At 44.3% G+C, this 26,625-nt stretch carries 17 protein-coding genes and 2 pseudogenes; 8 read left to right on the top strand and 11 right to left on the bottom strand.

All coding sequences use genetic code 11. From position 1 onward, the window contains the following. Positions 1-121 precede the first annotated feature (121 nt). The 4 genes from IEV39_RS00090 to rlmE form a co-directional block, all read right to left on the bottom strand. Positions 122-880 carry an SIMPL domain-containing protein gene (locus IEV39_RS00090; protein ID WP_005288404.1) on the bottom strand — a complete coding sequence of 253 codons (759 nt, stop codon included), beginning with the start codon at positions 878-880 and terminating at the stop codon, positions 122-124. Between the two features lie 97 nt (positions 881-977). Beyond that, positions 978-1,826 (bottom strand): dihydropteroate synthase, encoded by an 849-nt coding sequence (folP, locus tag IEV39_RS00085; protein WP_032883283.1) that lies wholly within the window; start codon positions 1,824-1,826, stop codon positions 978-980. 136 nt (positions 1,827-1,962) lie between these two features. Next, a complete protein-coding gene (gene ftsH / locus IEV39_RS00080) occupies positions 1,963-3,858 on the bottom strand; it encodes an ATP-dependent zinc metalloprotease FtsH (RefSeq protein ID WP_005231889.1) in 1,896 nt (631 codons plus the stop codon). A 136-nt stretch (positions 3,859-3,994) separates the two neighbouring features. After that, on the bottom strand, positions 3,995-4,645 hold the full coding sequence (rlmE, locus tag IEV39_RS00075) for a 23S rRNA (uridine(2552)-2'-O)-methyltransferase RlmE (RefSeq protein WP_005288410.1): 651 nt from the start codon (positions 4,643-4,645) through the stop codon (positions 3,995-3,997). A 228-nt stretch (positions 4,646-4,873) separates the two neighbouring features. Here rlmE and yhbY point away from each other — a divergent pair, with 228 nt between their 5' ends. Together yhbY and IEV39_RS00065 are read left to right on the top strand one after the other, a co-directional pair. After that, positions 4,874-5,200: a ribosome assembly RNA-binding protein YhbY gene (gene yhbY, locus IEV39_RS00070; RefSeq protein ID WP_004774823.1), complete on the top strand. Its 327-nt coding sequence runs from the start codon at positions 4,874-4,876 to the stop codon at positions 5,198-5,200. Positions 5,201-5,205: 5 nt separating this feature from the next. Next, a complete protein-coding gene (locus IEV39_RS00065; RefSeq protein ID WP_005231892.1) occupies positions 5,206-5,742 on the top strand; it encodes a DOMON-like domain-containing protein in 537 nt (178 codons plus the stop codon). A 52-nt stretch (positions 5,743-5,794) separates the two neighbouring features. On the opposite strand, the gene IEV39_RS00060 is transcribed toward IEV39_RS00065, so the two are convergent. After that, the gene (locus IEV39_RS00060; protein WP_005288414.1) at positions 5,795-6,373 is read right to left on the bottom strand and encodes a hypothetical protein; all 579 of its coding nucleotides are present in this window, start codon (positions 6,371-6,373) and stop codon (positions 5,795-5,797) included. A gap of 359 nt (positions 6,374-6,732) precedes the next feature. Here IEV39_RS00060 and carA point away from each other — a divergent pair, with 359 nt between their 5' ends. From carA to IEV39_RS00035, 5 genes are all read left to right on the top strand, one after another. Beyond that, entirely contained in the window at positions 6,733-7,872 is a 1,140-nt protein-coding gene (gene carA, locus IEV39_RS00055) for a glutamine-hydrolyzing carbamoyl-phosphate synthase small subunit (protein WP_005231896.1), read from the top strand. 14 nt (positions 7,873-7,886) lie between these two features. Beyond that, positions 7,887-11,120 (top strand): carbamoyl-phosphate synthase large subunit, encoded by a 3,234-nt coding sequence (carB, locus tag IEV39_RS00050; protein WP_005288418.1) that lies wholly within the window; start codon positions 7,887-7,889, stop codon positions 11,118-11,120. A 91-nt stretch (positions 11,121-11,211) separates the two neighbouring features. After that, positions 11,212-11,688, top strand: a complete 477-nt coding sequence (gene greA / locus IEV39_RS00045) for a transcription elongation factor GreA (RefSeq protein ID WP_005231898.1) — start codon at positions 11,212-11,214, stop codon at positions 11,686-11,688. 230 nt (positions 11,689-11,918) lie between these two features. Beyond that, positions 11,919-12,539 (top strand): CatB-related O-acetyltransferase, encoded by a 621-nt coding sequence (locus tag IEV39_RS00040; RefSeq protein ID WP_005288421.1) that lies wholly within the window; start codon positions 11,919-11,921, stop codon positions 12,537-12,539. 234 nt (positions 12,540-12,773) lie between these two features. Continuing rightward, complete coding sequence (locus IEV39_RS00035) at positions 12,774-13,211, top strand: universal stress protein (protein ID WP_005288423.1); 438 nt, start codon at positions 12,774-12,776, stop codon at positions 13,209-13,211. Between the two features lie 65 nt (positions 13,212-13,276). Here IEV39_RS00035 and IEV39_RS00030 read toward each other — a convergent pair whose 3' ends face one another. Together IEV39_RS00030 and IEV39_RS00025 are read right to left on the bottom strand one after the other, a co-directional pair. Continuing rightward, positions 13,277-13,789 carry a hypothetical protein gene (locus IEV39_RS00030; protein ID WP_005288426.1) on the bottom strand — a complete coding sequence of 171 codons (513 nt, stop codon included), beginning with the start codon at positions 13,787-13,789 and terminating at the stop codon, positions 13,277-13,279. Between the two features lie 97 nt (positions 13,790-13,886). Further along, positions 13,887-14,204 carry an MGMT family protein gene (locus IEV39_RS00025; RefSeq protein WP_005288429.1) on the bottom strand — a complete coding sequence of 106 codons (318 nt, stop codon included), beginning with the start codon at positions 14,202-14,204 and terminating at the stop codon, positions 13,887-13,889. Between the two features lie 91 nt (positions 14,205-14,295). On the opposite strand from IEV39_RS00025, the gene IEV39_RS00020 reads away from it, so the two are divergent. Further along, positions 14,296-15,024 (top strand): hypothetical protein, encoded by a 729-nt coding sequence (locus tag IEV39_RS00020; RefSeq protein WP_005288431.1) that lies wholly within the window; start codon positions 14,296-14,298, stop codon positions 15,022-15,024. Here IEV39_RS00020 and IEV39_RS00015 read toward each other — a convergent pair. The 4 genes and pseudogenes from IEV39_RS00015 to IEV39_RS18685 form a co-directional block, all read right to left on the bottom strand. Next, entirely contained in the window at positions 15,021-16,748 is a 1,728-nt protein-coding gene (locus IEV39_RS00015) for a CapA family protein (RefSeq protein ID WP_005288442.1), read from the bottom strand. The two genes, IEV39_RS00020 and IEV39_RS00015, sit on opposite strands and share 4 nt — an antisense overlap. A gap of 19 nt (positions 16,749-16,767) precedes the next feature. Continuing rightward, a complete protein-coding gene (locus tag IEV39_RS00010) occupies positions 16,768-18,432 on the bottom strand; it encodes an AGE family epimerase/isomerase (protein ID WP_005288444.1) in 1,665 nt (554 codons plus the stop codon). 116 nt (positions 18,433-18,548) lie between these two features. After that, a pseudogene (locus IEV39_RS18690) lies at positions 18,549-23,606 on the bottom strand (BapA/Bap/LapF family large adhesin); the annotation flags it as partial. A gap of 228 nt (positions 23,607-23,834) precedes the next feature. Next, a pseudogene (locus IEV39_RS18685) lies at positions 23,835-26,625 on the bottom strand (beta strand repeat-containing protein); the annotation flags it as partial.

The following is a 26,625-nucleotide window of genomic DNA, read 5'->3' as shown; positions in this document are numbered from 1 at the left end:
CAATTTATTTCATTTTTTCAAATACAGTCACTATATAAAGAATTGTATGCAAAAAAAGAAAGATACACCGTATTCTAATGTATCTTTCCAGCATGGCTGATCAATCAACTAAACCGTTGTTCTAATCAATCGCATAATTGATGGTCACCACCACACGGGCAATTTTATTAATGGTGGCCTTGTCATAAGCACCGCCATAATCACTATCATCATCCGAGCCACTTTCTGGCAAGATATAAAATGCCCCTTGACTGGCAGAACGCATCATTCCGACCTTTACACCACCCACTTTGGCAAACTCGTTGGCACGGCTATAGGCATTTTGGGTGGCATTGGCAATCAGCGACATTTTGATTTCCTCTAAATTTGATACCAAATATTCAGGTTTCTGCTCAATTGCAATGCCCTTTTCATCCAGTAGATATGCATCTCTGGCAGCCTGTTCAATCTTCTTGATATCGCGGCTATTAATCACCAAATTCTGTAAAGCGGTATAGCCTTTAAACTCGCGATTGATTCGCCCGTCCCCCAGATTCACTTCTTCATAATAAGGTTGTGAACTTTTATTTCCGAGTTGCATATCTGCCGCTTTAAAACCATGTTCTACAAAGAACGCCTGTAAGGCTTTCATTTGCTGATCAAGTAATTGATAGGCCTCTGGAATCGTGTCCGATGTATGACTGCTTTGGAGATGGATCTCCCAACGTGCTGAATCAGCCTGAATCGGTTTTTCAGCCAGGCCCTTGACTGTAATTGAATTTTTAGTGCTATTAAACTGTTTCAGGGCATAGCCCATAACCCCTGCAGAAATAATAAATCCAAGACTCAAAATGAGTGCAAACACCCATAAACTTTTATATGTAATTGTTTTATTTTCCATTTTTAATATCACTTTGCTTATTTTATAGTCTTGTTATATTTAATCTGATCAGGCAAGTCAATAGAGCCCTGAAGCGCTACTGACATCTCAGCCACTTTTAAGCCTGCATCATTTTCCAGACCTTGATCGCATCGCTCGTGGCTTTAACATCGTGTGCCCGAACAATACTTGCTCCTTGCTGAATACTTAAAAGATGCCCTGTCACACTCCCTATAGCTCGTTCTTGGGCTGGGACACCATTTAAAGCTTCACCAATAAAACGTTTCCGTGACAAGCCCGATAAAATTGGATAGCCCATTCGATTGAGCTTCCAGAACTCATTCAATAATTGGAAATTTTGCTGGGCATTTTTGGCAAAACCAAAACCTGGATCGATAATAATATTTTCCGGCTTAACACCAACCGCAATGGCCTGATCCAGACGTTGTTGTAACTCCTGAATGACCTCTTCGGTCACGTCATCGTACTGATCCAGCTGATTCATATTGGTCGGTTCACCCCGCATATGCATCAACACCACAGGAATATTTAACTCGGCTGCGGTTTCCAAGGCTTGAGGGCGGGTTAAGGCACGCACATCATTCCAGATATGCGCACCGGCTTGGACGGCAGCACGCATGACTTCAGGCTGACTGGTATCAATCGACATGATCACATCATATTTGGATAATGTCTCGACCACAGGAATCACACGGCGAAGTTCTTCCTCCAGCGCTACAGGTGATGCATTGGGGCGGGTAGATTCGCCCCCAATATCAATAATACTTGCGCCGTCTTCAATCATCTGTAAAGCATGTTGAATCGCCTGATCTTTCTGGTGATGCTGCCCCCCATCACTAAAGGAATCCGGGGTTACATTCAAGATTCCCATCACCTGGGGTTGTGAAAGATCTAATCGAAAACGACCACAGGATAATTGACTTTGGGGTAATGGCATCAACTGCATCATCAAAACTCTTCACACTTTAACAGGCTTATTTTAACAACACAGCTGATGCTGCGTTGCTGATTTATTTTCAGTTTGGCGCAAAATCCAGACAAAAAAAGAGCGACCGAAGTCGCTCTTTTTATCTGATCTTTGATTAGCCCATTGCTGGTAAAGGTGGTGGTGTAGATGGACCATCTTTCGGTGGTTCAAATGCCGCCACTGGATTATCAGCAACATAAACTTTAGGTGGTTGCGGCTCACGACCTTCCATGATGTCACGGATCTGGTCACGATCGATTGTTTCCCAATCCATCAACGCTTTCACCATTGCATGTGCGATATCTTTGTTATTTTCCAAGATCTCACGTGCAACTTTGTATTGCTCATCCAGGATACGACGTACTTCTTCATCGACCTTTTGCTGAGTCGCTTCAGAAATGGTACGGCTACCGACATTACCGAAGAAACCATTTTGGTTTTCATCTTCATAAACCATAACGCCAAGCGCATCAGACATACCATATTTGGTTACCATTGCACGCGCCATTTTAGTTGCACGTTCAAAGTCGTTCGATGCACCAGTCGACATTTGGTTAATAAACACTTCTTCCGCAATACGACCACCAAACAAGATTGAAAGTTCATTCAACATCTTATCTTTATAGTGACTGGTCTGATCTTGCTCCGGCAACTGCCAGGTCACACCTAATGCCCAACCGCGTGGCATGATCGTTACTTTATGCACAGGGTCGGTACCCGGTAGCATCTCGGCAACAATCGCATGTCCCGCTTCATGGTAAGCCGTAGCACGACGTTCTTCTTCACGAATCACCATCGATTTACGTTCAGGACCCATATAGATCTTGTCTTTGGCATCTTCAAAGTCATGCATATCGACCGTGTTTTTATTACGGCGAGCAGCAAACAATGCAGCTTCATTGACCAAGTTTGCTAATTGCGCACCCGAGAAGCCCGGTGTACCACGTGCAAGCACTTTAAGATCCACACCTGTCACCGAAGGAAGTTTCTTCAAGTGAACGTTCAGGATCTGCTCACGGCCACGAATGTCTGGTAAACCCACCATCACTTGACGGTCAAAACGGCCTGGACGAAGCAAGGCTTTATCCAGTACGTCTACGCGGTTGGTCGCAGCAATCACGATTACGCCTTCATTGCCTTCAAAACCATCCATCTCGACAAGCATCTGGTTCAAGGTTTGTTCACGCTCATCATGACCACCGCCTGTACCCGAACCACGATGACGACCGACTGCATCAATCTCATCAATAAAGATGATACATGGCGCATGGCGTTTCGCCTGTTCAAACATGTCACGAACACGAGAAGCACCGACACCGACAAACATTTCAACGAAGTCAGAACCCGAGATACTAAAGAATGGAACCTTAGCTTCACCGGCAATGGCTTTCGCCAATAATGTTTTACCCGTACCTGGAGGACCAACCATCAGTACACCACGTGGAATGGTTGCACCAAGGCGTTTAAATTTGGCTGGGTCTTTTAAGAAATCAACGATTTCAACCACTTCTTGTTTTGCTTCATCACAGCCAGCGACGTCACTGAATGTTAACTTGATCTGATCTTCAGATAACATTTTCGCTTTTGACTTACCAAAGCTCATAGGACCGTTTTTACCACCAGCACCACCGCCCATATTACGCATGAAGAACATGAATAACAGGATGATCAGTAATACCGGGAAACTTGCAATGAGAAGTTGCATCAAAATGCCTTGACGTTGCGGTGCTGTGCCCTCAACCACTACATTCTGTTTATTTAAGCTTGGTAGCAACTCAGTGTCTTCTACTTGAGGACGAACCGTCTCAAATGAAGAACCATTGGTTTTTTCACCATTAATATTTAAACCGTCGATTGTGACTTGTTTAATTTGCCCAGCATTCACCGCTGCAACGAAATCAGAATATTTCATCGCTGCAGGCTTATTGCGGTCACTGACGTTGCTAAAAATCAAAATCAGAACACCGAGTATGATGAGCCACAATACGGCATTCTTGAAGTAATCGCTCAAGGCTTTATTCCCATATCAATCTAATTTGATCATACCTAATCTTGGCTGACCTTCACAAAAACAGCAATGAATTTGCGTTGCAAAAAACTTAAAAGGTACAAAATGCACAATTTTTAACAACTTGGCAAGTACACTTTTATTGCAATGCCTTTTTACGACCTTGACCAATCAAAAAAACTTCTTTCGATCGAGCACGTGATGCCGCAGGTTTGGCTGTTTTTAATACATCAAAACTATCGACCACCTGTTTGCGGAATTCGTCAAATCCTGAACCTTGGAACACTTTAACAACAAACTGTCCATTTGGTCCGAGAACTTTCTGAGCAAAATCCAAAGCCAGTTCACATAAGTAAATCTGACGCGGTTGATCAACAGCCCTATTACCTGATGTATTGGGGGCCATATCCGAAATTACAACGTCTACTTGACGTCCATTTAAAATATTTAACAATTTTTCTAAAACTTCTTCCTCACGGAAGTCGCCTTGCAGGAAGGTTACGTCTGGCAATGCATCCATTTCCAGAATATCTGAGGCAATCACCAAACCGTTTGAGCCAACCAGTTTACCCGCAATCTGAGACCAGCTGCCTGGCGCCGCACCCAAGTCGACCACCGTCATACCGGGCTTGATCATTTTATATTTTTCTTGGATTTCAAGTAACTTATACGCCGCACGTGCGCGATAACCTTCCTTTTGTGCTTTTTTTACAAAAGGGTCATCTAAATGCTCTCTCATCCATGCACGACTGCTTTTAGACAATTTTTGATTGGTAATGCGTGTCGCCATAACTCACTAAATTTCAAAAAACTTCTGATGAGTCATTGTACGTGAAAATTCCGCCTATTACAGTACGGATGTACTTCATTCACACGAACTTTTACAGATTTTTTCCGATCAGGCCAATTGGTTATTTCAGCAATTTTTCACATATTTGTTTGAAGTGTCGGTCTGCGAATCTATCTTAGAAACAGGATGCAAGTTATACTAGGTCGTTTTTCCAATCAGGTATTTTTAATGGCGGCTTTATCTATCCATGAACGTAAACGTTTACGTCAAATCGGTCATGCACTTAATCCAGTTGTAATGATTGGTAGCCAAGGTCTTACAGAAAACGTCATTGAAGAAACAAATCGTGCGTTAAACGACCACGAGTTGATTAAAGTGAAAATTGCGGGTGAAGACCGTGATGCACGTGGTGCCGTCATTGACGCGATTGTAGAAGCAACCGGTGCCGAGTCTGTACAAAAGATTGGTAAAATTGTTCTGCTCTATAAAAAAGCGGCGAAACAAAACCAGCACCTGTCTAACTTAGTTCGTTTTGCTCACTTAAGTAATAAGTAATTAGCATGGCGAGTTATGAACTATCCGCTTTTGATCGCTTTAGTGCCATTACGGTCGTTGGGGCGATTGAGCAACAAACACCAGCAACCTTGAATGTTGGTTTTTGGGTTCGTGACCCAAATCAATTTTTGATTTACCCAGATCAGGTTACGGCGCATCCACGTCATGATTTTTTATGGGAACAGACGTGCTTTGAAATTTTTGTAGGCGTGAAAGATCAAGATTTCTACCGAGAAATTAACCTTTCCCCTTCTCAAGCCTGGCAAGTCTATCAATTTGAAGAATACCGCTTCCCTGAAGATATGCCGCCTGTCGCTGCCTATGACATTGAACTGAATCATTTACAACGCACGCATTATGGCTTGAATGTCAGTCTAGATTTCTCCCAGTTTATGCGTGAGCATCAACTTAAATGGGCTGACCTGTATATCGGTTTAACCGCTGTGCTTAATACCACTCAAGGTATGCACTATTTTGCAATGCAGCACAGCAGCCCTCAAGCTGACTTCCATAATAAGCGCGACTGGTTACATCAGTTTTAATAGGTTAAGCATAAAAAAAGCGAGAAAAATTCTCGCTTTTTTTTTCGAACAATTAGCTTGTACGGACTTTATTCCATGCTTCAACCGCTTGCTCTTTGGTGCGCTTAAAACTGCCTACCAGAGTATCTTTGTGCTTTACTGAAATCTGGCTAATGTCATCTTTCAGTTCTTTGCTCACCTTGCTTAAGTCTTCAATCAATGCATTCAACTCAGTTTTCAATGCATTTTTCAGTTCAAGCAAGTTACCTTGCGATGAATTCAATTGAGTTTTAATCACTTCAATACGCTCTAAAATATCCTGCTTGATTTGCGCAAACTGGTTTTGAACGTTTTGATTTAATTCTTTTGCTTCAGTCTCAATTTTTTCCTGAGTTTCTGCCAAAGCTTCTTTCACTTGACCTTGCGTTTCAGCGATCACTTCTTTCGCCTGCTCTTGTGTCTCAGCAAGCACTTCTTTTGCTTTTGCGGTTTTTTCTGCGACTGCTTCTTTCGCTTTCGCAGTTTTCTCTGCCACAGCAGTCTTCACTTCAGCCGTTTTTGCAGCAACCTCTTGTTTCGCTTTGGTTGTTTTCTCAACAACTGTATCTTTCACTTCTTCAGCCGTTACCGGTGTAGTTTGATTCTCAGCCATTTTGCTTACCCTCTTCTTGATTGTTAATTTTTGGCTAAGCATAGGATAAAACGGCTACTTCTTAGACAACATTAAAATTGTCAGACAATTTGCATAATATCTCATGATAACCATATAAAGATGAGAGATTTTGCAATAGACAGATATCTAGCCATTTAAAAAAATAAATCGTGTAATTCCTGATTTTAATAAATAAAAACACATAGACTTTTCACGCACTCATGCGTATAATGCGCTGTTAAGTTACAAGCGAGCAGACTGGAAGGAGGGGCATGTTTTTTTAAGACAGCCTGCCTTTTTTTATGTCTTCTCGCTTTTTTACAGCCTAATTTTTGTGGTCTTAGTTCAGGAGCTTTGGTTTGAGCACCCCCGCCATTTTAGCCCTCGCAGATGGAACGATCTTTAAAGGAACGTCTATCGGTGCATCGGGTAGTACGACTGGTGAAGTCGTTTTTAACACTGCCATGACTGGTTATCAAGAAATTTTGACCGACCCAAGCTACGCACAACAAATTGTGACGTTGACTTATCCTCATATTGGAAATACTGGCTGTAATAGTGAAGACGTTGAATCAGGTCGCATCCATAAAGTATGGGCGAATGGTTTGATTATCCGCGATCTTCCTTTATTGCACAGCAACTTCCGTTCTGAACAATCACTCAGTGAATACCTGGAGCAACATAATGTTGTAGCCATCGCTGATATCGATACCCGTAAATTGACGCGTATTTTACGTGACAAAGGTGCACAAAACGGCTGTATCCTTGCTGGCGAAAATATTACAGAAGAACAAGCGATTGCGAAAGCACGTGAATTTGGCGGTTTAAACGGTCTCGATCTTGCGAAAGAATGCTGTGACCCGACGGGTTTTGAATGGACTGAAGGTTCTTGGACTTTAGGTCAGGGTTTCACTCAACCAGAATTAAAATATCATGTGGTTGCATACGATTATGGTGTCAAAACCAACATCTTACGTATGCTTGCAGACCGTGGCTGTAAATTGACAGTGGTTCCTGCACAGACTCCTGCTGAAAAGGTTCTTGCTTTAAATCCGGATGGCGTGTTCTTGTCAAATGGTCCTGGTGACCCGGCAGCATGTGACTATGCCATCGAAGCAGTCAAAACCATTGTTGAAACCACAACATTGCCAGTATTCGGTATTTGTTTAGGTCATCAGATTTTAGCGCTTGCTTCAGGTGCGAAGACCATGAAAATGAATCACGGTCACCACGGCGCGAACCATCCTGTACAAAACCTTGAGAACGGTACAGTGATGATTACTTCTCAAAACCACGGCTTTGCTGTCGATGAGAGTACTTTACCAGCAAACTTAAAAGTGACACATCGCTCACTGTTTGATGGTACAAACCAAGGTATTCATCGTACTGACAAACCAGCATTCAGCTTCCAGGGTCACCCTGAAGCCAGCCCTGGTCCACATGATTGTGCGCCGTTGTTCGATCATTTCATCGAACTTATCGAAGCCGCTAAGAAGTAATTAAGGAGCGAATAATGCCTAAACGTACGGATATTAAAAGCATCTTAATTATTGGTGCTGGTCCTATTGTCATTGGTCAGGCGTGTGAGTTTGACTATTCAGGTGCGCAAGCATGTAAAGCGCTTCGTGAAGAAGGTTATCGCGTTATTCTGGTCAACTCGAATCCTGCGACCATTATGACTGACCCTTCAATGGCAGATGCAACGTATATTGAGCCAATCACTTGGCAAACTGTTGCACAAATCATTGAAAAAGAACGTCCAGATGCAGTCCTTCCAACCATGGGTGGTCAAACTGCATTGAACTGTGCCCTTGCACTCGATGAGCACGGCGTTCTTGAAAAATATAATGTTGAACTGATTGGCGCATCAAAAGACGCGATTGAAAAAGCAGAAGATCGTAAACTGTTTGATATCGCAATGCGTAAAATTGGTCTGGAATGTCCAAAAGCGGCCATTGCTGAAACAATGGAAGAAGCTTTGGCCATTCAAGCCGGTTTCGGTTTCCCTGTCATCATTCGTCCATCATTCACGATGGGTGGTTCTGGTGGTGGTATCGCCTATAACCGCGAAGAATTCCTTGAAATCTGTGAACGTGGTTTCGACCTCTCTCCTACTCACCAGTTATTGATCGATGAATCTTTGATTGGCTGGAAAGAATACGAGATGGAAGTTGTTCGTGACAAAAACGACAACTGTATCATCGTCTGTGCGATCGAAAACTTTGATCCAATGGGCGTTCACACCGGTGACTCCATCACCGTTGCGCCTGCGCAAACATTGACAGACAAAGAATATCAATTAATGCGTAATGCATCGGTTGCAGTTCTGCGTGAAATCGGTGTTGAAACAGGTGGTTCAAACGTTCAGTTCGGTATTAATCCGAAAGATGGCCGTATGGTTGTGATCGAGATGAACCCACGTGTATCACGTTCATCTGCACTTGCGTCTAAAGCAACAGGTTTCCCGATTGCAAAAATCGCGGCGAAACTTGCAGTGGGTTACACCCTTGATGAGTTGAAAAATGACATCACTGGCGGCGTAACACCAGCATCTTTCGAACCATCGATTGACTATGTTGTGACCAAGATTCCACGTTTCAACTTCGAAAAATTCCCACAAGCTGAGCCGGTATTAACCACTCAGATGAAATCTGTGGGCGAAGTGATGGCGATTGGTCGTAACTTCCAGGAATCTGTACAAAAAGCACTTCGTGGTCTTGAAGTTGGCGTCAGTGGCTTTGATGAAAAAATCGAAGCGGGTACTGCCAATGCCAAAGACATCATCCTAAAAGAGCTTAAAGTTCCGGGTCCAGAGCGTATCTGGTATGTTGCGGATGCATTCCGTCACGGTTTCTCTTTAGATGACGTATTTGAAGCAACTAAAATCGACCGCTGGTTCCTGATCCAGATCGAAGACATCATTAAAACTGAAGCTCAAGTGAAAACTTTAGGTTTTGGTGATTTAAATGCTGACAATATTCGCTCATTCAAGCGCAAAGGTTTATCTGACCTGCGTATTGCGGACTTGATGGGTATTTCACAAAAACAATTCCGTAAACATCGTTGGAACCTGGGTGTCTATCCAGTTTACAAACGTGTTGATACTTGTGCAGCAGAGTTTGAATCTGGCACTGCTTACATGTATTCAACTTACGATGAAGAATGTGAAGCAAATCCATCTAACCGTGACAAGATCATGGTGATTGGTGGCGGTCCTAACCGTATCGGTCAAGGGATCGAGTTTGACTACTGCTGTGTACACGCTGCATTAGCTATGCGTGAAGACGGTTATGAAACCATCATGGTGAACTGTAACCCTGAAACCGTTTCAACCGACTATGACACATCTGACCGTCTATACTTCGAGCCTGTAACACTTGAAGATGTACTTGAAATCGTACGTACCGAGAAGCCGAAGGGCGTGATCGTACAGTACGGTGGTCAAACACCATTAAAATTGGCGCGTGCTTTAGAAGAAGCCGGTACACCAATTATCGGTACATCTCCAGATGCGATTGACCGCGCTGAAGACCGTGAACGTTTCCAGCAAATGATTCAACGTTTACAGCTTCGTCAACCGAACAACAGCATTGTAAAATCTGCTGAAGAAGGTATTTCTGAAGCGGCTAAAGTAGGTTATCCGTTAGTTGTTCGCCCATCTTATGTATTGGGTGGCCGTGCGATGGAAATCGTATATAACGAAGAAGAGCTTAAACGCTACCTTCGTGAAGCTGTACAAGCCTCAAATGAAGCGCCTGTCCTGCTTGACCATTTCCTTGATGATGCAACTGAAGTCGACGTTGACTGTGTATCTGACGGTAAAGATGTTGTGATCGGCGGTATCATGCAGCATATTGAACAGGCCGGTATTCACTCTGGTGACTCTGCATGTTCGATTCCTCCGTACTCTCTTTCTCAAGAAGTTCAGGATGAGATGCGTCGTCAAACGGTTGCAATGGCAAAAGAGCTTGGCGTAATTGGTTTGATGAACGTTCAATTCGCAGTCAAAGGCGATGACGTTTACGTACTCGAAGTGAACCCACGTGCATCACGTACCGTACCATTCGTATCGAAATGTATTGGTGACTCTTTAGCGAAAGTGGCTGCACGTTGTATGGCGGGCCAATCCCTTGAATCTCAAGGTTTCACTAAAGAAATCATCCCGACCCATTTCGCAGTGAAAGAAGCGGTGTTCCCATTCGCTAAATTCCCTGGCGTAGATCCAATGCTTGGCCCTGAGATGAAATCGACAGGTGAAGTCATGGGTGTGGGTACCACATTTGGTGAAGCATTCTACAAGGCAGTACTCGGTTCAAACGAACGTTTGCCTGGCTTGCCAACTGAAGGCGAAGTGAAGCATGCCTTCTTGTCGGTTCGTGAATCAGACAAGAAATACATTGCCAACATCGCTCAACAGTTGATTGACTATGGTTTCAAACTTGTTGCGACCAATGGTACACACCGTGTATTGAAAGAAGCGGGTATCGAATGTGAAGCTGTCAATAAAGTGACCGAAGGTCGCCCACATATTGTTGACCGCTTGAAAAATGGTGAAATTCATCTTATTGTCAACACAACAGAAGGCAAACAAGCTCAGTATGATTCTGCCATGATTCGTCGTGCTGCCCTACAAGGCAAGGTGTACTACACCACGACAATCAACGGTGCTGAAGCAGTTTGCCAAGCATTTGCTGTGAAATTGCCAATGGATGTGTACCGCTTGCAAGATTTACAAACTGTAGGTTAATTCTCTACCGATAAAGTCCCGTCACCTTATCGGTGGCGGGCTTTTTCTTTTTTTAATCCTGTATTTTCCCAACCACTTTAGAGGGACTGAAATGCAACGTTATCCTATGACTCCCGAAGGCAAGGTTGCCTTAGAGAAAGAATTACAACAGCTCAAGACAGTTGATCGCCCACGTATTATCCAGGCGATTGCTGAAGCACGTGAGCACGGTGATTTAAAGGAAAATGCTGAATATCATGCTGCTCGTGAACAGCAAGGTTTCTGCGAAGGCCGTATTCAGGATATCGAAGGTAAACTCGGTGCAGTTCAAGAAATTGATGTCAGAACACTCGAGCAAAATGGTCGTGTTGTATTTGGTGTGACTGTTACCATTGAAAACCTGGATACCGAAGAACGTAAGACTTATAAAATTGTAGGCGATGACGAAGCAGATTTTAAAATCAATAAAATCTCAGTAAACTCCCCGATTGCTCGTGGTCTTTTAGGTAAAAACGAAGGCGACGAAGTAAAAATTCAAACACCACAAGGTGAAGTTGAATACGAAATCGTAAGTGTGGAATATATTTAACACGCTCGATTAAGTCTCCAAAGAACTCTTCATTTATTGAAGAGTTCTTTGGTTTTGGGCGTATTATTTTCAAAAAATGACCTTGCTCTATGCATTTATTGGTTTTTTATTTCCTCATCATATTCAATGTCTGTTTACCTGAGTGAGGAAATTTTTCCCTCATAAAAAGAACCGTATTCACTTTAGTCGTTATAATAGCGAAGCTTTCCTCTCGTAGTTATTGTTAAGATATGGATCAATTAATCAACTCTCCTGTGAAACACTGGTGTGAGTTCGAGTTTATTTCTAAGACGGTGAAAAACCCCAACATCCATATCAAGGGCAATTATTCTTATTATTCTGCGTATTGGGATCAGGGCTTTGAACGATGTGTAGTGCGTTATCTACATGATAAGCCGTCCACATCCGAGAAACCGATTGATCAACTTTATATTGGTAATTTTGTCTGCTTCGGCGCGGAATGCGTAATTATGATGGGTGGTAATCAACTACACCGCCCTGACTGGATCTCAACCTTCCCCTTTGATACACGCAGCTTTCTACCTGCTGGCGACACCGTGATTGCAAATGGTTGCTGGATTGGTAGTCGTGCCATGATCATGCAAGGGGTAAAACTGGGTGAAGGTGCCGTCGTGGCAACAGGTGCTGTAGTTACTCAGGATGTTCCACCCTATGCAATTGTTGGTGGTGTTCCAGCCAAAGTCATCAAATACCGCTTTCCTAAACAAGACATTGAAAAACTGCTTGCTCTAAAGCTTTATGATCTGGATGAAAAGCATATTTTAAAGATGAGAGAACAGTTGCAGACGGATGATGTAGAAGCCCTTATCCAATATTTCGAGCAAAGTTAATCTAACTTTTTATAGATAAATCATGATGATAGTCCCCTTTTATTTTTATGGAAATTTCATCTATTCTTAAACACATCCAAGCTTAACCATACTGCTATAAATAATAACTATCCCTATAAAAATGCTAGGTTTTATTCTCATCGCAATAGGTCTAGAATAGAATCATAGCTCATATATTAAGCAAATTTTATTGACTCAATTCAATGCAAAATCATAAATATAAGGAGTAACAACATGGCTTATCAAAAAATCTTAGTGGCGATCGATGACTCCGAAATTGCTGCGAATGTCATCCGTGAAGCAGCTCAACTAGCGAAGGCCTTGGACAGTGAAGTGACCGTGGTTGAGGTCATGGCACTTGATCCCTATCTGGCAGATGCTTATATCCGTATGGGTCAAAGCAATGATTTGATTGAACGTGTTCGAGGTTATGTTCAGGATAATTTAACGAAAGCCGAGCAAAAATTTGAAGAGCATGGCCTGACGGTGGCCACACAAATACTAGAAGGCTTTGCCGTGCATCAGGAAATTATTGGCGCAGCGCAAAACCTAGGTGCTGACCTGATCATCATGGGTTCACATGGTCGTACAGGCTTTAAACAGTTTGTCTTGGGTAGCGTGGCACAAAAGGTTTTGGCTGAAAGCCATATTCCAGTATTAATTGTTCGCTAGAAGGTAAATACTGCCGGATTGATAAAAAAACATGGTAAACCTTTACCATGTTTTTTTATTTTGAATTATTGAGTTTTTAATTCAATAGGTTTGGCTTTTTCTAAAACATCGTTCGAAATTTCACTGGTCGATACAATTGTTAATGATTGCCCCTTAGCCTGAAGTTTCTCTTTATTCAAATCATTTAAAACAACATTAGTATCTTTGGTATTTAAGCTATACATCGCACCAGTTGCCGGATCGATAATGAGTAACCCTAAAATACCACCGAATAGAATATTACCGACATACCAGCCGTTTACACTTGAACTTACGGTAATTTCTTTCTTTTCATAGCCTTCTTTTTCAAAAATAACCGTATATCTTTCAGGAACAAAGAAGCCGGCACCACGGTTTAAACTGACCGTAACAGGTGCTTTACCCACATGAATTTTTTTCCCATCACGATTTAAGATCGTAATATCACTTAAATCTGGCGTACTTTGGAACGTCATGGTTTGGGTTTTACCCGAAATGATGCTGGCACAACCAGATAAACTGAGAACAACAGCCCCACAAAATAGAGAAATTTTTTTCATTTAAATACCTAAAACACTAATGTAATTTTATGTATCCAAGTGTAAATAAACTGTAAAATAATTTCAACATATTAATTCTGGTTTAGTCTGAGATTATTTAAGGCTGCCAGCCAAAGATTTTTAAACTGACCTTGCCATTTAATAAATAGATCCCCTCTTGTTCTAATAACATTTGTTGAACATTTTCACCGCGCTGATTGATACGAGTTACACTGATTTTTCCTTGAGAATTAATGACACGATACCACGGGATTTCACTTTGCTTGTCTAAATGCTTGAGCACATAACCGACTAAACGCGCATGTTTAGGCAAACCCGCCAACTTGGCAATTTGTCCATAACTTGCCACTTTGCCATACGGAATCAGGGCAATTACTTCCAAGATTTGTCGATGTAGTTCATTGGTATCTTGCACAATACAACCTATAAAAATTTGCTAAGATGATAAAAATCATGCGAAAACGCTAAACACAATAATTAAAACTCTACGACTTGAGAGAACAACAATGCGGTTAAAACTCACAGCGCTGACAGTATTTTGTCTGATCTTTAGTGCGTCCTGTACCACACAAAAATCACCTGTAAAAATTACGCCTTATAAATATCATTCAGGTGCTTCAGATGACTTGCCTATAGTCAATGTCAGTTTTATTTTTACCACCAATCGTCCTGAAGCCCAAGCCTTTGATAGCAAAAAGCAAATGTATAAAGAGCTGGGCATCCTGAACCAGTATTTTGTCGATGAAAATAATCAAAAAATCTTTAAGTTCAAATTCCATCGCTACTATTCTTATCAGGACTTTAGTAAACGAAAATGTGATCTGGCCAATCAACTCAATCAGCCCAGAGCCTTGATTGCCGATAATATTCCTGGTGCAGTAAAAACCTGCTTTCCCCGTCGCAAAAGCAAGGAAGTGCTATTTTTTATTTATGATTCCTACGGCGATAAACTCAACTATGCCGATGTGACCAGTTGGGGCTTTAGAAACCAGGGTCAGCCTTTTATTCTAATTGACTGGGAACGCCTGAATTACCAGATTCAGGCCGCCAGTGTACACGAGATGGGCCATGCTTTTGGCTTAAGCCATGTCTGTGCGCCGAAAGCGACCAAAGCCACACCAACCAATATTATGACCAGTTATGACTGTAAACTCGGTAGCGGTGGCTTACGTAATCTCGGCTTCACCCAAGAACAGCTCAGTATCATGCTCGAGAATTACAAGCGTTATCCTTAAAATTTCAGCTGGATATAACGACCCAAATGATCTTGTCCCAACCTGTAATCTGCCGAATTGAGTTGACCGGTTAAAAAAGCCTGGGCTTGCTTGAATTGTGCTTCATTTACAGGATAAGGCTGCCAAAAGCTGTGTAAATTATCCGTGAAGATTGGATAAAGCTGTACGCTTTGCGCCTTTAAATTGATTCGAACCACCAGTCCGTACGGCAAAGCCTGATACTTTTCAAACTCGCCATTGCTATTAAACACACCATTGCCGATTCCGAATATGACCGGTTTATGCTGAATATACTGTATTGGCTGCAGAGTATGCGCACCATGACCAATCACCAGATCAGCACCGATCCGGGTTAACACCTGCGCAAGCTGTTCCTGTTCAGGATGCGTACTTTTAAAATCCACGCCCCAATGACAAATCACAATAATCTTATGCTGTGGATATTGCAGCCGATACTGCATGATTTGCTCAAATAGAATGGCATTGATACTCGCCACACCTGCACTCTGCCCCAATGCATAAAAGTCATGCGCTTGATAAGCTGTCTGCCGATGCCAATAGCCATTAAAAATTGCAACTGTTTGCTGTTCAGCATGAATTTGCAGGCACTGATGCGCTTGCTGTTGGTTAGCCCCTGCCCCAATGAAGTTGATCCCGGTCTGATCTAACAACGCTAAAGTATGTACAAGGCTTGGAGTACCATAATCCTTTAAATGGTTATTGGCGAGACATAGCGTATTCAAATGCACACGCCTAAATTCGGCCAGGGTCGGTTCAGACTCTGCTCCCAGAATAAAGGCTTTTTTATCTGTTAATGGTGAATTTTCATCAATGTTAAACACGGCTTCAAAATTGGCAATATTGATCTCATCTTCATGGAAAAACGGTTTGATCTTCTCAAAAGAACGCGCATAGCCATAACGTTGTAGCGCATCGTCTATGCCCTTGTTTTTTCTTTTATGGCTATAAAACTCACCGAAATAGGTATCGCCAATGATATTGATCCATTCACGTTTGGCCTGAATCTGTTTGGCAGGCAATAAAGCAGGTTCAAAATAGTGATAATACGGCAGCAGATGGTCAATCCGATGCAAATTATCCAAGAGATGAAAAATGCCTAGACTTTGATTTTCATGGCGATACGAAAAGTAATAAGGTTGCTGCTGATTTGAGAGAATCAGGACAGCATCGAGCTGGTGACAGCTCAATACAGCGCTAAATGGTGCAATCTGCTGCTCTGCAAGCTTGAATGTTTTGACAAATACCGTATGCAATAAGGATACAGGCATGTTAAAGATGGCTTGGGCAAGACCTGATAAATTTTGCAGGGTATTCTGTACATCACGGTCTGGATCAGGCAGTTGCAATCCAAACTGCCGGGCAGTCTGTGCCATCTGGATTTGAGCCTGCTGCCAATCGCCAAACAAAGCACAACCAAGTGCCTGCTTGTGCTCAAGCCTTTGGGTAAAACTCCAATATTGCAATAGCACCAAAACAGAAGCCCCCTGTTTCAGTAACTGTCCCTGTTGATGCTGCTGTTCAAACGGCTGCTCGATTACTATCTTCTGCTCAAGTTGCACCTGACCTGCAACAATAGCTTGCAAAGCCAGATAAACTAAAATCCAGTCACTACAGTCGCCTGCGATTTTAGTCTGCCAGAGCGGATGCTGATAATTTTCATTGCCAATTCGACTGATGATCTTGATCTCTTGAGGAGAGCGCATGGGTTTCATCCTCAATGTTTCAGTTTTCAAAATGCTGAACATAGGCCACATAACCGGAAAGATTATGTTCCTGATCATCAATACGGACACGGAAGCGGTCATGCCGGACATAAAAGGCATTCAGACACTTTTCAGGACAGGCCATATACATGGCCACTTCAGGATAAAAAAATCCGGTGCGTTGAAAATCGCTACGAAACTCGATCAGCTTTTTTAAATCCTCAAACTGTGCCTGTGCAAACAACTCATGCAAACCCAAATCCCGAATCCGGCACAGCATTTGATAAGCCGCCATCATCATTTCCAGCAAAGTGGCATAGGCGGTTTTACGATTGCGGATAAACACCAGATGCCTGCGATAATTGTTGATCCCAAATTGAAAATATTTTTCCTCTGGACAAATTTTGGTGAGCTCATTGCTACAGTAACTCAGCCAATGGTCATGATAACGATCATATTTTTGTTCGATAAAGCGTTCAAACATGCGCTTGACCGTGCTTAGCAGCTTTTCATCAGCCTGTAGCTGATAAAGACGTAATAAAGCCAAGGCCGTTTCACCGTCATAATAAATAATGCGAAACTTTTCTTTCACGCTATAGTCTGGGTAATGCAGGACATGTACGGTTTCACCTGCAGCATTGACCATCGACAAAATACCATTGGCCAAGGCCTGGGCAAATTTCAGATAATGATCATCCCCTGTCATTTCCTGATATTTACTCAACATCAGAATTGCAGCAGCATTGGCACCCAGCTTGATTTCATTCAGTTGGCTGAGATCTGCGCCATCTAACATATAAGCCAGACCACTTTGCTTTTCGATATAAAAATGTTTTAAGGCATATTCAATGGCTGTCTGGATTTTTGCGATTCTGTGCTGGTGTGGGAAAAGCGCCAATATCTCAATCAAGGCATAGGTCGAAGTACAATGCCGCACTGTGTTATAGCTACGAATGTCACGGTCATAGGCTGGAAAAAAACCATAGATAAAGCGTCCATCCGCCTGAATCTGCTGTTCAAGAAACTGGGCGTTAGCTTCAATCATGTGCATGAAATGCTGTTTTTTGTCATCTGTTAAGTAACGTACTCCATGTTCAGTGAATTGACTACGGAGAGGTAGCAACTGTCCAGATTCATAAAATACGGCATGGCTATCGAAGCTCCAGACCTGCTGGATTTGATTGAGCTGGACTGGATGCGCTTGATGCGGATATTTCTTTGAAATACTCGCATTCAAGTTATCTTGATCAAAAAAGTTGGGCGTATCATAGCTCAAGCCACGAATGATGGCCTTGCCATACAATTCCTGCTCCAAAAAACAGGTCTGGAAGTGCTGATCAAAACTGATACCTTTGCGATAGTGATTATTATGCAACTGGCATTTTATGTCTTGCTCGATTTGCTGCCAGGATGCTGCCTGGATGTTATAGGCCAGATCAAATTTTAACAATTCTGCCAGTTGCCCCTGCTGGTTGAATTGTTTATCCAGAAAAGTAAACAGCGCCTGTTGTGCAGGTTGTAACTCAGTCAATGCAGTATTCCAGACCTGGCAACGTTGTGTTCTTGCGCCATAGGACAAGAAAATAACCGTGTGGGTGAAACCCAGATGTTGCTGAACCTTTTCAAAGTAAGCACTGAGTTGATGTTTGAGTTGTTCAAGTGCTGAAATCGTCGTAATCGTCATGTCTTCAGTTGTTAGAATTTTTAAGCGTTTTAAACAAGATAGCACAATTTTTTATGATCTTCTCAAAATGAAAAAAGAGAACCCGAAGGTTCTCTTTTTATAGAAAGGATTGAGGATTAGTAAATGATCTGGTTGTTATTTAACAGCGTATTCAGATCTGTTGTCACCCCTTCAAGTACCAACAATGGTGTATACGTACTGCTACCAAGGATACCAGGATCACCATTACGATCGATTTCAATCGTTGTATTACCACCACTTGTGGTTACACGGAGGTACTCGCCAATATTCAGTGCATTTTGATCACCATCCAACAGATGCTGGATATCGATCTTGTCTGCCTGATCATTGTAGTTCGCTGCACCAGTATTGGTGTTGCCAACAACAAAGTCTGTCCAGTGATCAACACCATTACCGCCTGTATTTGCACCATTACCCGCTGATGCCGCACTACCATTCAGGATTTGGAAGATCAAGGTATCTGATCCAGTACCTGTGGTGAAGGTATCATTGGCAGTTGTACTGGTATAAAGCAGGTTGTAATCAGTATGGGTCAAATCAATATTCAAGGTAGAAGTTGACTCGACACCTGTTGCAGAAATGATCTTGTAGTCAATGCTATCCGCCGATGTTAAATGTGTAGTCACATTGACATCATTTGGACGGTATTCATAGGTACCATTGGCCTGCATGATCAGGATACCGTTACCGGTATTAATACTTTGTCCAATCGCATCGACATAAGATCCAGCGACGCTATCCCACACCTGAAGTTTATAACCTTCATGTGTTGGAAGACCTGTATCCGCAACCCCACCAATATCATCTCCGAGTAACACGTTACCGTTGATCCATTCAGAGCTGTATTGATCCAGATGAATTGTGGTTGTGGTGACACTTGTATCCAAGGTAGTTGCGCCTAGAGATACGCCTTGTAAAGTGTATTGAACACGATACAGACCCGCTGCCAGATAATCGACATTGTCCTGGAAGGCCACACTGCCCGCCTGAATTGTTGCCAGACTACCCAAGGCCGTTTGTGAACCAGTGTAGATAGTATTGGTCCAGGTCACTCCACCATCGTTACTGCGTTGAATCACGTAACTGACTGTTGGCAACAAACTCGCAAGTGGTTGAGCCGTATAAACTGCCGCCAGATCAATATTGGCCACTGTTCCGGCCGCTACCGTAAAGCTATTTGAAGTCACCGAAGTTGAACCAATGAGATTGACCGTAATATTCGGACTATCGACATCAACAGCTGCATCTCTGCTATTCGAGAAGTCTGTTGTTGCCACTGCATTGTCTGCATTGGCTGTGAATTGAACCACACCATCATTGCCAGGGTTGACTGTATCCCAAACCACAGTTGCATCAGGTGAACCGACTTGAATATGCAATTGCGCCGTATCCGTCGCACCGGTCAACACGTCACGGATGGTATAGGTAAAGGTATCAACTTTACCCACCGCACTTAAATCAGTGGTATTTGGCGTATAGGTGTACTCGCCGTTGGCAGAGATCACCAAGGTACCATAAGCCCCAACGATGGTTGTGTTGGTTCCGATGGTTTCAGTTGGCGCCCCAGCAACTTCTGAAGTCACTGTTGAAACCTGTGTGGTCAAGGTAATTGAATCACCTGTTAACACATTGCCTTCAGCCTCAATCGCAGTATTGGTCGGTGCAACGGTATAGTCGAAGTCATCTTTCACGACACTCATGGTACCCAAGATACCGACGCCCACACCTGTGTAGACCATGAAGGCACGGTATTCGCCCTGACCTAGATCAGGTACTGTTACACCAATACCACCACTTCCTAATAAACCGATGTTGAGTAAGCCTGTGCTTGAACCACCATCAATGTTATGCCAGGTTCCATCTGCTGCTTTTTCTTGCAGTACCACCTTGTAGTCATTGAATAATGACAGTGAAACTGTTGGTGCGTAAGAGAAGGTCACATCCGCGCCATGTCCAGCTGCAATATTAAATTTCACACTTGGTGTACCCAGCAATGAAAGATTGAGGTTCTCAGACACACCCACCAGTAACAGATAGCTTGCCGAACCGACGGCAACACCCAACTGACCTTGTGGAACAACATCGATACCCGCAGACACCACATCATCAATCGCATCTACAGGTGTAGCCACGATATCAGCTGGTTGTGACGGATCCGCCGGATTCCAGGTCATATCGACCGCATCGCTGTCAATATGGAAGTACAAGGTGGCTTGCGATGAATTCACACCATCCGTCAAGGTATAGGTAAATTGATCGACTTGGCCCACACCACTGGCATTGGCAGTTGGTTGATAGCTGTAATTACCATTTGCGTAAATCGACAATGTACCGTAGTCACCGATAATGGTTGTAACACCCGTCGCATTCACTGCATGTGCAACACCATTGAATTCAACGCTGGTGATGCTACTGAAGCCAGAGGCTGTATCTGCATGTCCATTGAGACCAATGTCATGGATCACGTTACCTTCCGCAGCTTCTACGCTGTAACCGGTGATGTTGGTTGCATCAAATACATCTTTCTGAACAGAAAGCGTACCGAGCAAGCTGACACCGATACCGCTACCCGCATAGGTCATAAAGGCTCTGTACTGACCTGCACCTAAACCATCTAATGTGATTGAATTACCACCAAAGGCTGCAAGGCTTAGTAAATCAGCATCGCCTGTACCATGTACAGCTACCCATTGGTTGGTCGCAGTATCAAATTTCTGAACCACGAGTACATAGTCAGCAAGCAGGCTTGCGTCGATTAATGCACTGTAATTGAACGTCACATCATTTAAGGTGTTGTCAGTCAAGGTAAAGCCGACGCCTTGTCCGCCCAACTGGAAGTCAAAATTCTCGGTTAAGCTTAATAACGCTAGATATAAGTAACTACCAGCTGCAACATCGTTACCAATTTGCAGATATTCCGGATTAATCTCGGCAACTGCAAGGTCATCAACTGCAATCACTGGCGTACTGTTGCCAATGGTGAAGTCCAGACTTGCACTTGACGAGTTACCTCCCAATGGATCTGACAAGGTATAAGTGAAGTGATCCACCAGACCTAGATTTGCATTGGTATTATTCGGTGTATAGATATAATCGCCATTTGCAAATATTTGCAGTGTTCCGTATTGACCGACAATGGTTGCACCATTGGTGAGATCAACTGTGGTTGTTACACCATTGAACGTTACAGAACCCACAACTGTGTAGCCTGTGACTGAGTCGGCATTGGTACCCACACCTAGACCAGTAATCACGTTGCCTTCTGTCGCAACACCTGTGTAATCCACTTGTGTTGGATCAAAGACATCCATGGTACCCGTCAATGTGCCCAGGATACTCTTACCGTATAGACCGTTATAGGTCATGAAGGCACGGTATTGTCCTTCTTCCAGACCTTCAAGTACCACACCTGGTGTTGCATTCAAGCCGATACCCAACACGCTGAGGTTAAGTAAAGAGGCGTCGCTGCTACCGGTAATTGATTCCCAACGGTTTGTGACTGTATTGAATTTCTGTACCACAAGCTGGTAATCGCCCAATGCGCCTTCATTAATCAGACTGCTGTATTTGAAGGTCGCTGTACCTTGCTCACCCGCAGCCACATTGAAGTTCACTGTGCTGTTTACGAATGGTAAAGGTGCTTGGAGGTTGATCCCTGCCAACGATAGCAATGCAAGGTAAGTTGCGCTGCCCAGTGCACGATCATCTTCAATAAGATGCGGTTGCGCACTAATTCCAGCATTCACGGCATCGTCTGCTGCAATAATGGTTACGGTTGCAGGTTCTGATGGATCCGCTGGGTTCCAGTTCATATCGACAACTTTACTGTCGAGGTGAACATAGAAGGTCGCTTGTGAAGTGGTACCTGATGCCGGATCGCGTAAGGTGTAAGTAAACTCATCGACCTGTCCTAAACCAGCACTGTCAGGATTTGGTGTATAGGTATAGTCACCATTTGGATAGATCACCAAGGTACCGTGAACTCCTGGCACCGTGGTTGGAGAGCCAGTGATGGCAACACCGTTAATTTCACTGATCACGCTGTTTGGTGTAGCAATGTCGATTGCACCATTGGTATTTGGATCAGAGATCAGGTTACCGTGCGCTGCAACAACATCGTAGCCAGTGATCACCGCAGGGTTGTAGAGATCAACCTCACCGTTCAGGGTAACACCGACTGCGCCACCTAACAGACCATTGAAGGACAAGAACGCTCTATATTCGCCTTCGGTCAAGCCCGCAATTTGCGCGGTTGGTGTGTTACCTAATAAGGTCAGATTCAATAATGAACGGTCACCGGTACCATTCACCGCTTCCCATTGACCGGTCACTTCATTGTATTTTTGCAATACAACATTGTAGTTACCGAGTGCCGATGCGCCAATCAGACTGTTGAAGCTAAAGGTTGCAACACCTTCCTGTCCAGCAGCGACATTGAAATCAACAGTATCCACAGTCAGCAATTGCAAGTCGACCAGATTTCCGACATTCAACAAAACACCATAGAATGCTGAATCTGTTTCTGTGCCCACCAATTGATATTGTGGATTGATTTCCACTTCCACCAAGTTGTCCGCAGCACGGATTGAATCAAACACAATATTCAGATTTGCTTCTGTCGTCGCGCCTGTGACCGGATCGGTCAAGGTATAGGTAAATTGATCTGTTTGACCCACACCCGAGCCATTCGCGAACGGAACATAGGTATAACTACCATCTTGATGGAAGGTAATCGTTCCATATTGACCATCGAAGCTTTCACCATCGGCATCAATCGGATGACCATTCACCGAAGAAACAATCGTAGTCGATGTAATTTGATCGACTTGTCCGTTTGGATCTGGATCAAGGATCACGTTACCTTCTGCATTGCCGACTTCATATCCGCCAGGGATCGATAGATCATAGTCATCCATCGTCGCAGACAAGGTACCAAGTACACCAACACCTAATAAGCCATCGTAAGTCAAGAAGCCGCGGTATTGTCCCGCTTCCAGACCTTCGAGTACGACACCTGGAACATTTCCGATGCCAAGACCGAGTAAGTGCAGGCTAAGCAATGAAGCATCGCTATCGCCGTGGATAGATTCCCATTGATTCGTCGTCGTATTAAATTTTTGTACCACTAATTTATAGTCGGACAACAATGCAGCATCAATTAAGCCACTGTATTGGAATGTCACAGTACCTTCATGCCCAGTCTGTACATCAAAGCCGATTGAGTTACCACCAAGTTGAAGATCAATGCCTGCCAATGAAGTTAACAATAGATATGACGTACTACCCAAGCTCACATCATCTTGTACCAATGCCGGTTGTGGACTAAGCACTGCATGTCCAATGTTGTCATAAGCAATTAAGGTGCCGGTGTTCACCGTAAAAGTGACATCACCAGTGACATTACCGACGTTACCTGCTGCATCTGTCGCCTTAACAGTAACATTAATCACTTTATCAGCATCGGCAACCAGCTCCGCACCAGCTACAGAGATACTCCATAGACCGCCCGCTTGAACTGTAGTGCTGATATCCACACCATTTACATTGACGATGACTGCATCACCAACCGTAAACTCTCCAGTGACCGTACCACTAATGGTTTGGTTTACTCCAGCTTCAGTTGAATCAACAATATTGTCTCCTGTAATCGGATCAATTGTGACCGTCGTTGTAGAACTATCTGGTGGCGTAATATCCACTGTATAGACTTGGGTATCGGTGATGTTACTGCTGTTACCTACCGCATCGGTGAAGGTGGCTGTAGCCGCAATGGTCTTGTCTATATCCGCCAACAGGTCACTGCCTGCCACATCGGCTGTCCATGTACCCGCTGCTGCATCTACAGTTGCAGTATAGGTCACGCCATTGATGACGAGTGTCACCACTGTGGTTGCTGCATCTGCTGGGATACCGGTTAAGGTACCTGTGATGGTCACTGTACCAGCTGATTCTGCTGCGTTAAGAACGTTGTCTGCTGTGACAGCATCAATATTCAGTGTCGCACCAGTGGTATCTGGCGGAGTGAGATCAACTGTTTCTGTACCTGGTACAGACGGGTTACCTGCAGGGTCGGTTGCAATCGCAGTGATGGTATCACCATCCACCAGACCGCCTGGGTTTGGTACAGTCCATTCGCCTGTTACTGGATCAGTCACTACATCAACGGTGCTGCCATCCGGGAAGGTGACAGTCACGGTTGAACCTGGTTCTGCCGTACCGGTGATTGGATCGGTGCCATTGACTGGATCAATCTCTGGGGCATTCGGTGCAGTCACGTCCACGTTATACACTTGGGTGTCAGTCACGCTGCTGCTGTTACCTGCTGCATCAGTGAAGGTCGCTGTGGCATCGATGGTTTTATCGCCATCGGCCAACAGGTCACTACCTGCCACATCGGCTGTCCACTTACCGGTTGCTGCATCTACAGTTGCAGTGTAAGTCACGCCATTGATAACTAAAGTCACCACTGTGCTTGCTGCATCTGCAGGAATACCGGTTAAGGTACCTGTTACCGTGATGGTGGTTGTTGATTCTGCAGCATTCAACACGTTGTCCGCAGTCACCGCATCAATCGCAAGGGTTGCACCCGCTGGATTTGGTGGAGTGATGTCTACAGTCTCTGTACCTGGTACAGATGGGTTACCTGCAGGGTCGGTTGCAATCGCAGTGATGGTATCACCATCCACCAGACCGCCTGGGTTTGGTACAGTCCATTCGCCTGTTACCGGATCAGTCACCACATCAACGGTGCTGCCATCCGGGAAGGTCACAGTTACGGTTGAACCTGGTTCTGCTGTACCAGTGATTGGATCGGTACCATTGACTGGATCAATTTCTGGGGCATTCGGTGCAGTGACATCCACGTTATACACTTGGGTATCCGTCACGCTGCTGCTGTTACCTGCTGCATCGGTGAAGGTCGCTGTGGCATCGATGGTCGCATCCGAATCTGCAAGTAAGTCACTACCTGCAACATCAGCTGTCCATGTACCCGCTGCTGCATCTACAGTTGCAGTGTAAGTCACGCCATTGATGACTAAAGTCACCACTGTGGTGGCTGCATCTGCTGGGATACCGGTTAAGGTACCTGTCACCGTAATGGTTGTGGTTGATTCAGCTGCATTCAACACGTTGTCCGCAGTCACCGCATCAATCGCAAGGGTTGCACCCGCTGGATTTGGTGGAGTGATGTCTACAGTCTCTGTACCTGGTACAGACGGGTTACCTGCAGGGTCGGTGGCAATCGCAGTGATGGTATCACCATCCACCAGACCGCCCGGGTTTGGTACGGTCCACTCGCCTGTTACTGGATCAGTCACTACATCAACGGTGCTGCCATCCGGGAAGGTCACAGTCACGGATGAACCTGGTTCTGCTGTACCAGTGATTGGATCGGTACCATTGACCGGATCAATCTCTGGGGCATTCGGTGCAGTCACATCCACGTTATAGACTTGGGTATCCGTCACGCTGCTGCTGTTACCGGCTGCATCAGTGAAGGTCGCTGTGGCATCGACGGTCTTGTCGCCATCGGCCAACAGGTCACTACCTGCCACATCCGCTGTCCAGTTACCTGTTGCTGCATCTACGGTTGCAGTGTACGTCACGCCATTGATAAGCAGTGTCACCACTGTGCTTGCTGCATCTGCAGGGATACCAGTCAAGGTACCTGTTACAGTGATGGTTGTTGTTGATTCTGCTGCATTCAACACGTTGTCCGCAGTCACCGCATCAATCGCAAGGGTTGCACCCGCTGGATTTGGTGGGGTGATGTCTACAGTCTCTGTACCTGGTACAGACGGGTTACCTGCAGGGTCAGTGGCAATTGCAGTGATGGTATCACCATCCACCAGACCGCCTGGATTTGGTACAGTCCATTCGCCTGTTACAGGATCAGTCACTACATCAACTGTGCTGCCATCCGGGAAGGTCACAGTCACGGTTGAACCTGGTTCTGCCGTACCGGTGATTGGATCGGTACCATTGACCGGATCAATCTCTGGGGCATTCGGTGCAGTCACATCCACGTTATAGACTTGGGTATCCGTCACGCTGCTGCTGTTACCTGCTGCATCAGTGAAGGTCGCTGTGGCATCGATGGTCTTGTCGCCATCGGCCAACAGGTCGCTACCTGCGACATCGGCTGTCCAGTTACCTGTTGCCGCATCTACC

Source organism: Acinetobacter courvalinii, from assembly GCF_014635545.1.
GTDB lineage: Bacteria > Pseudomonadota > Gammaproteobacteria > Pseudomonadales > Moraxellaceae > Acinetobacter > Acinetobacter courvalinii.
This window is presented reverse-complemented; position numbering and strand designations above follow the sequence as displayed.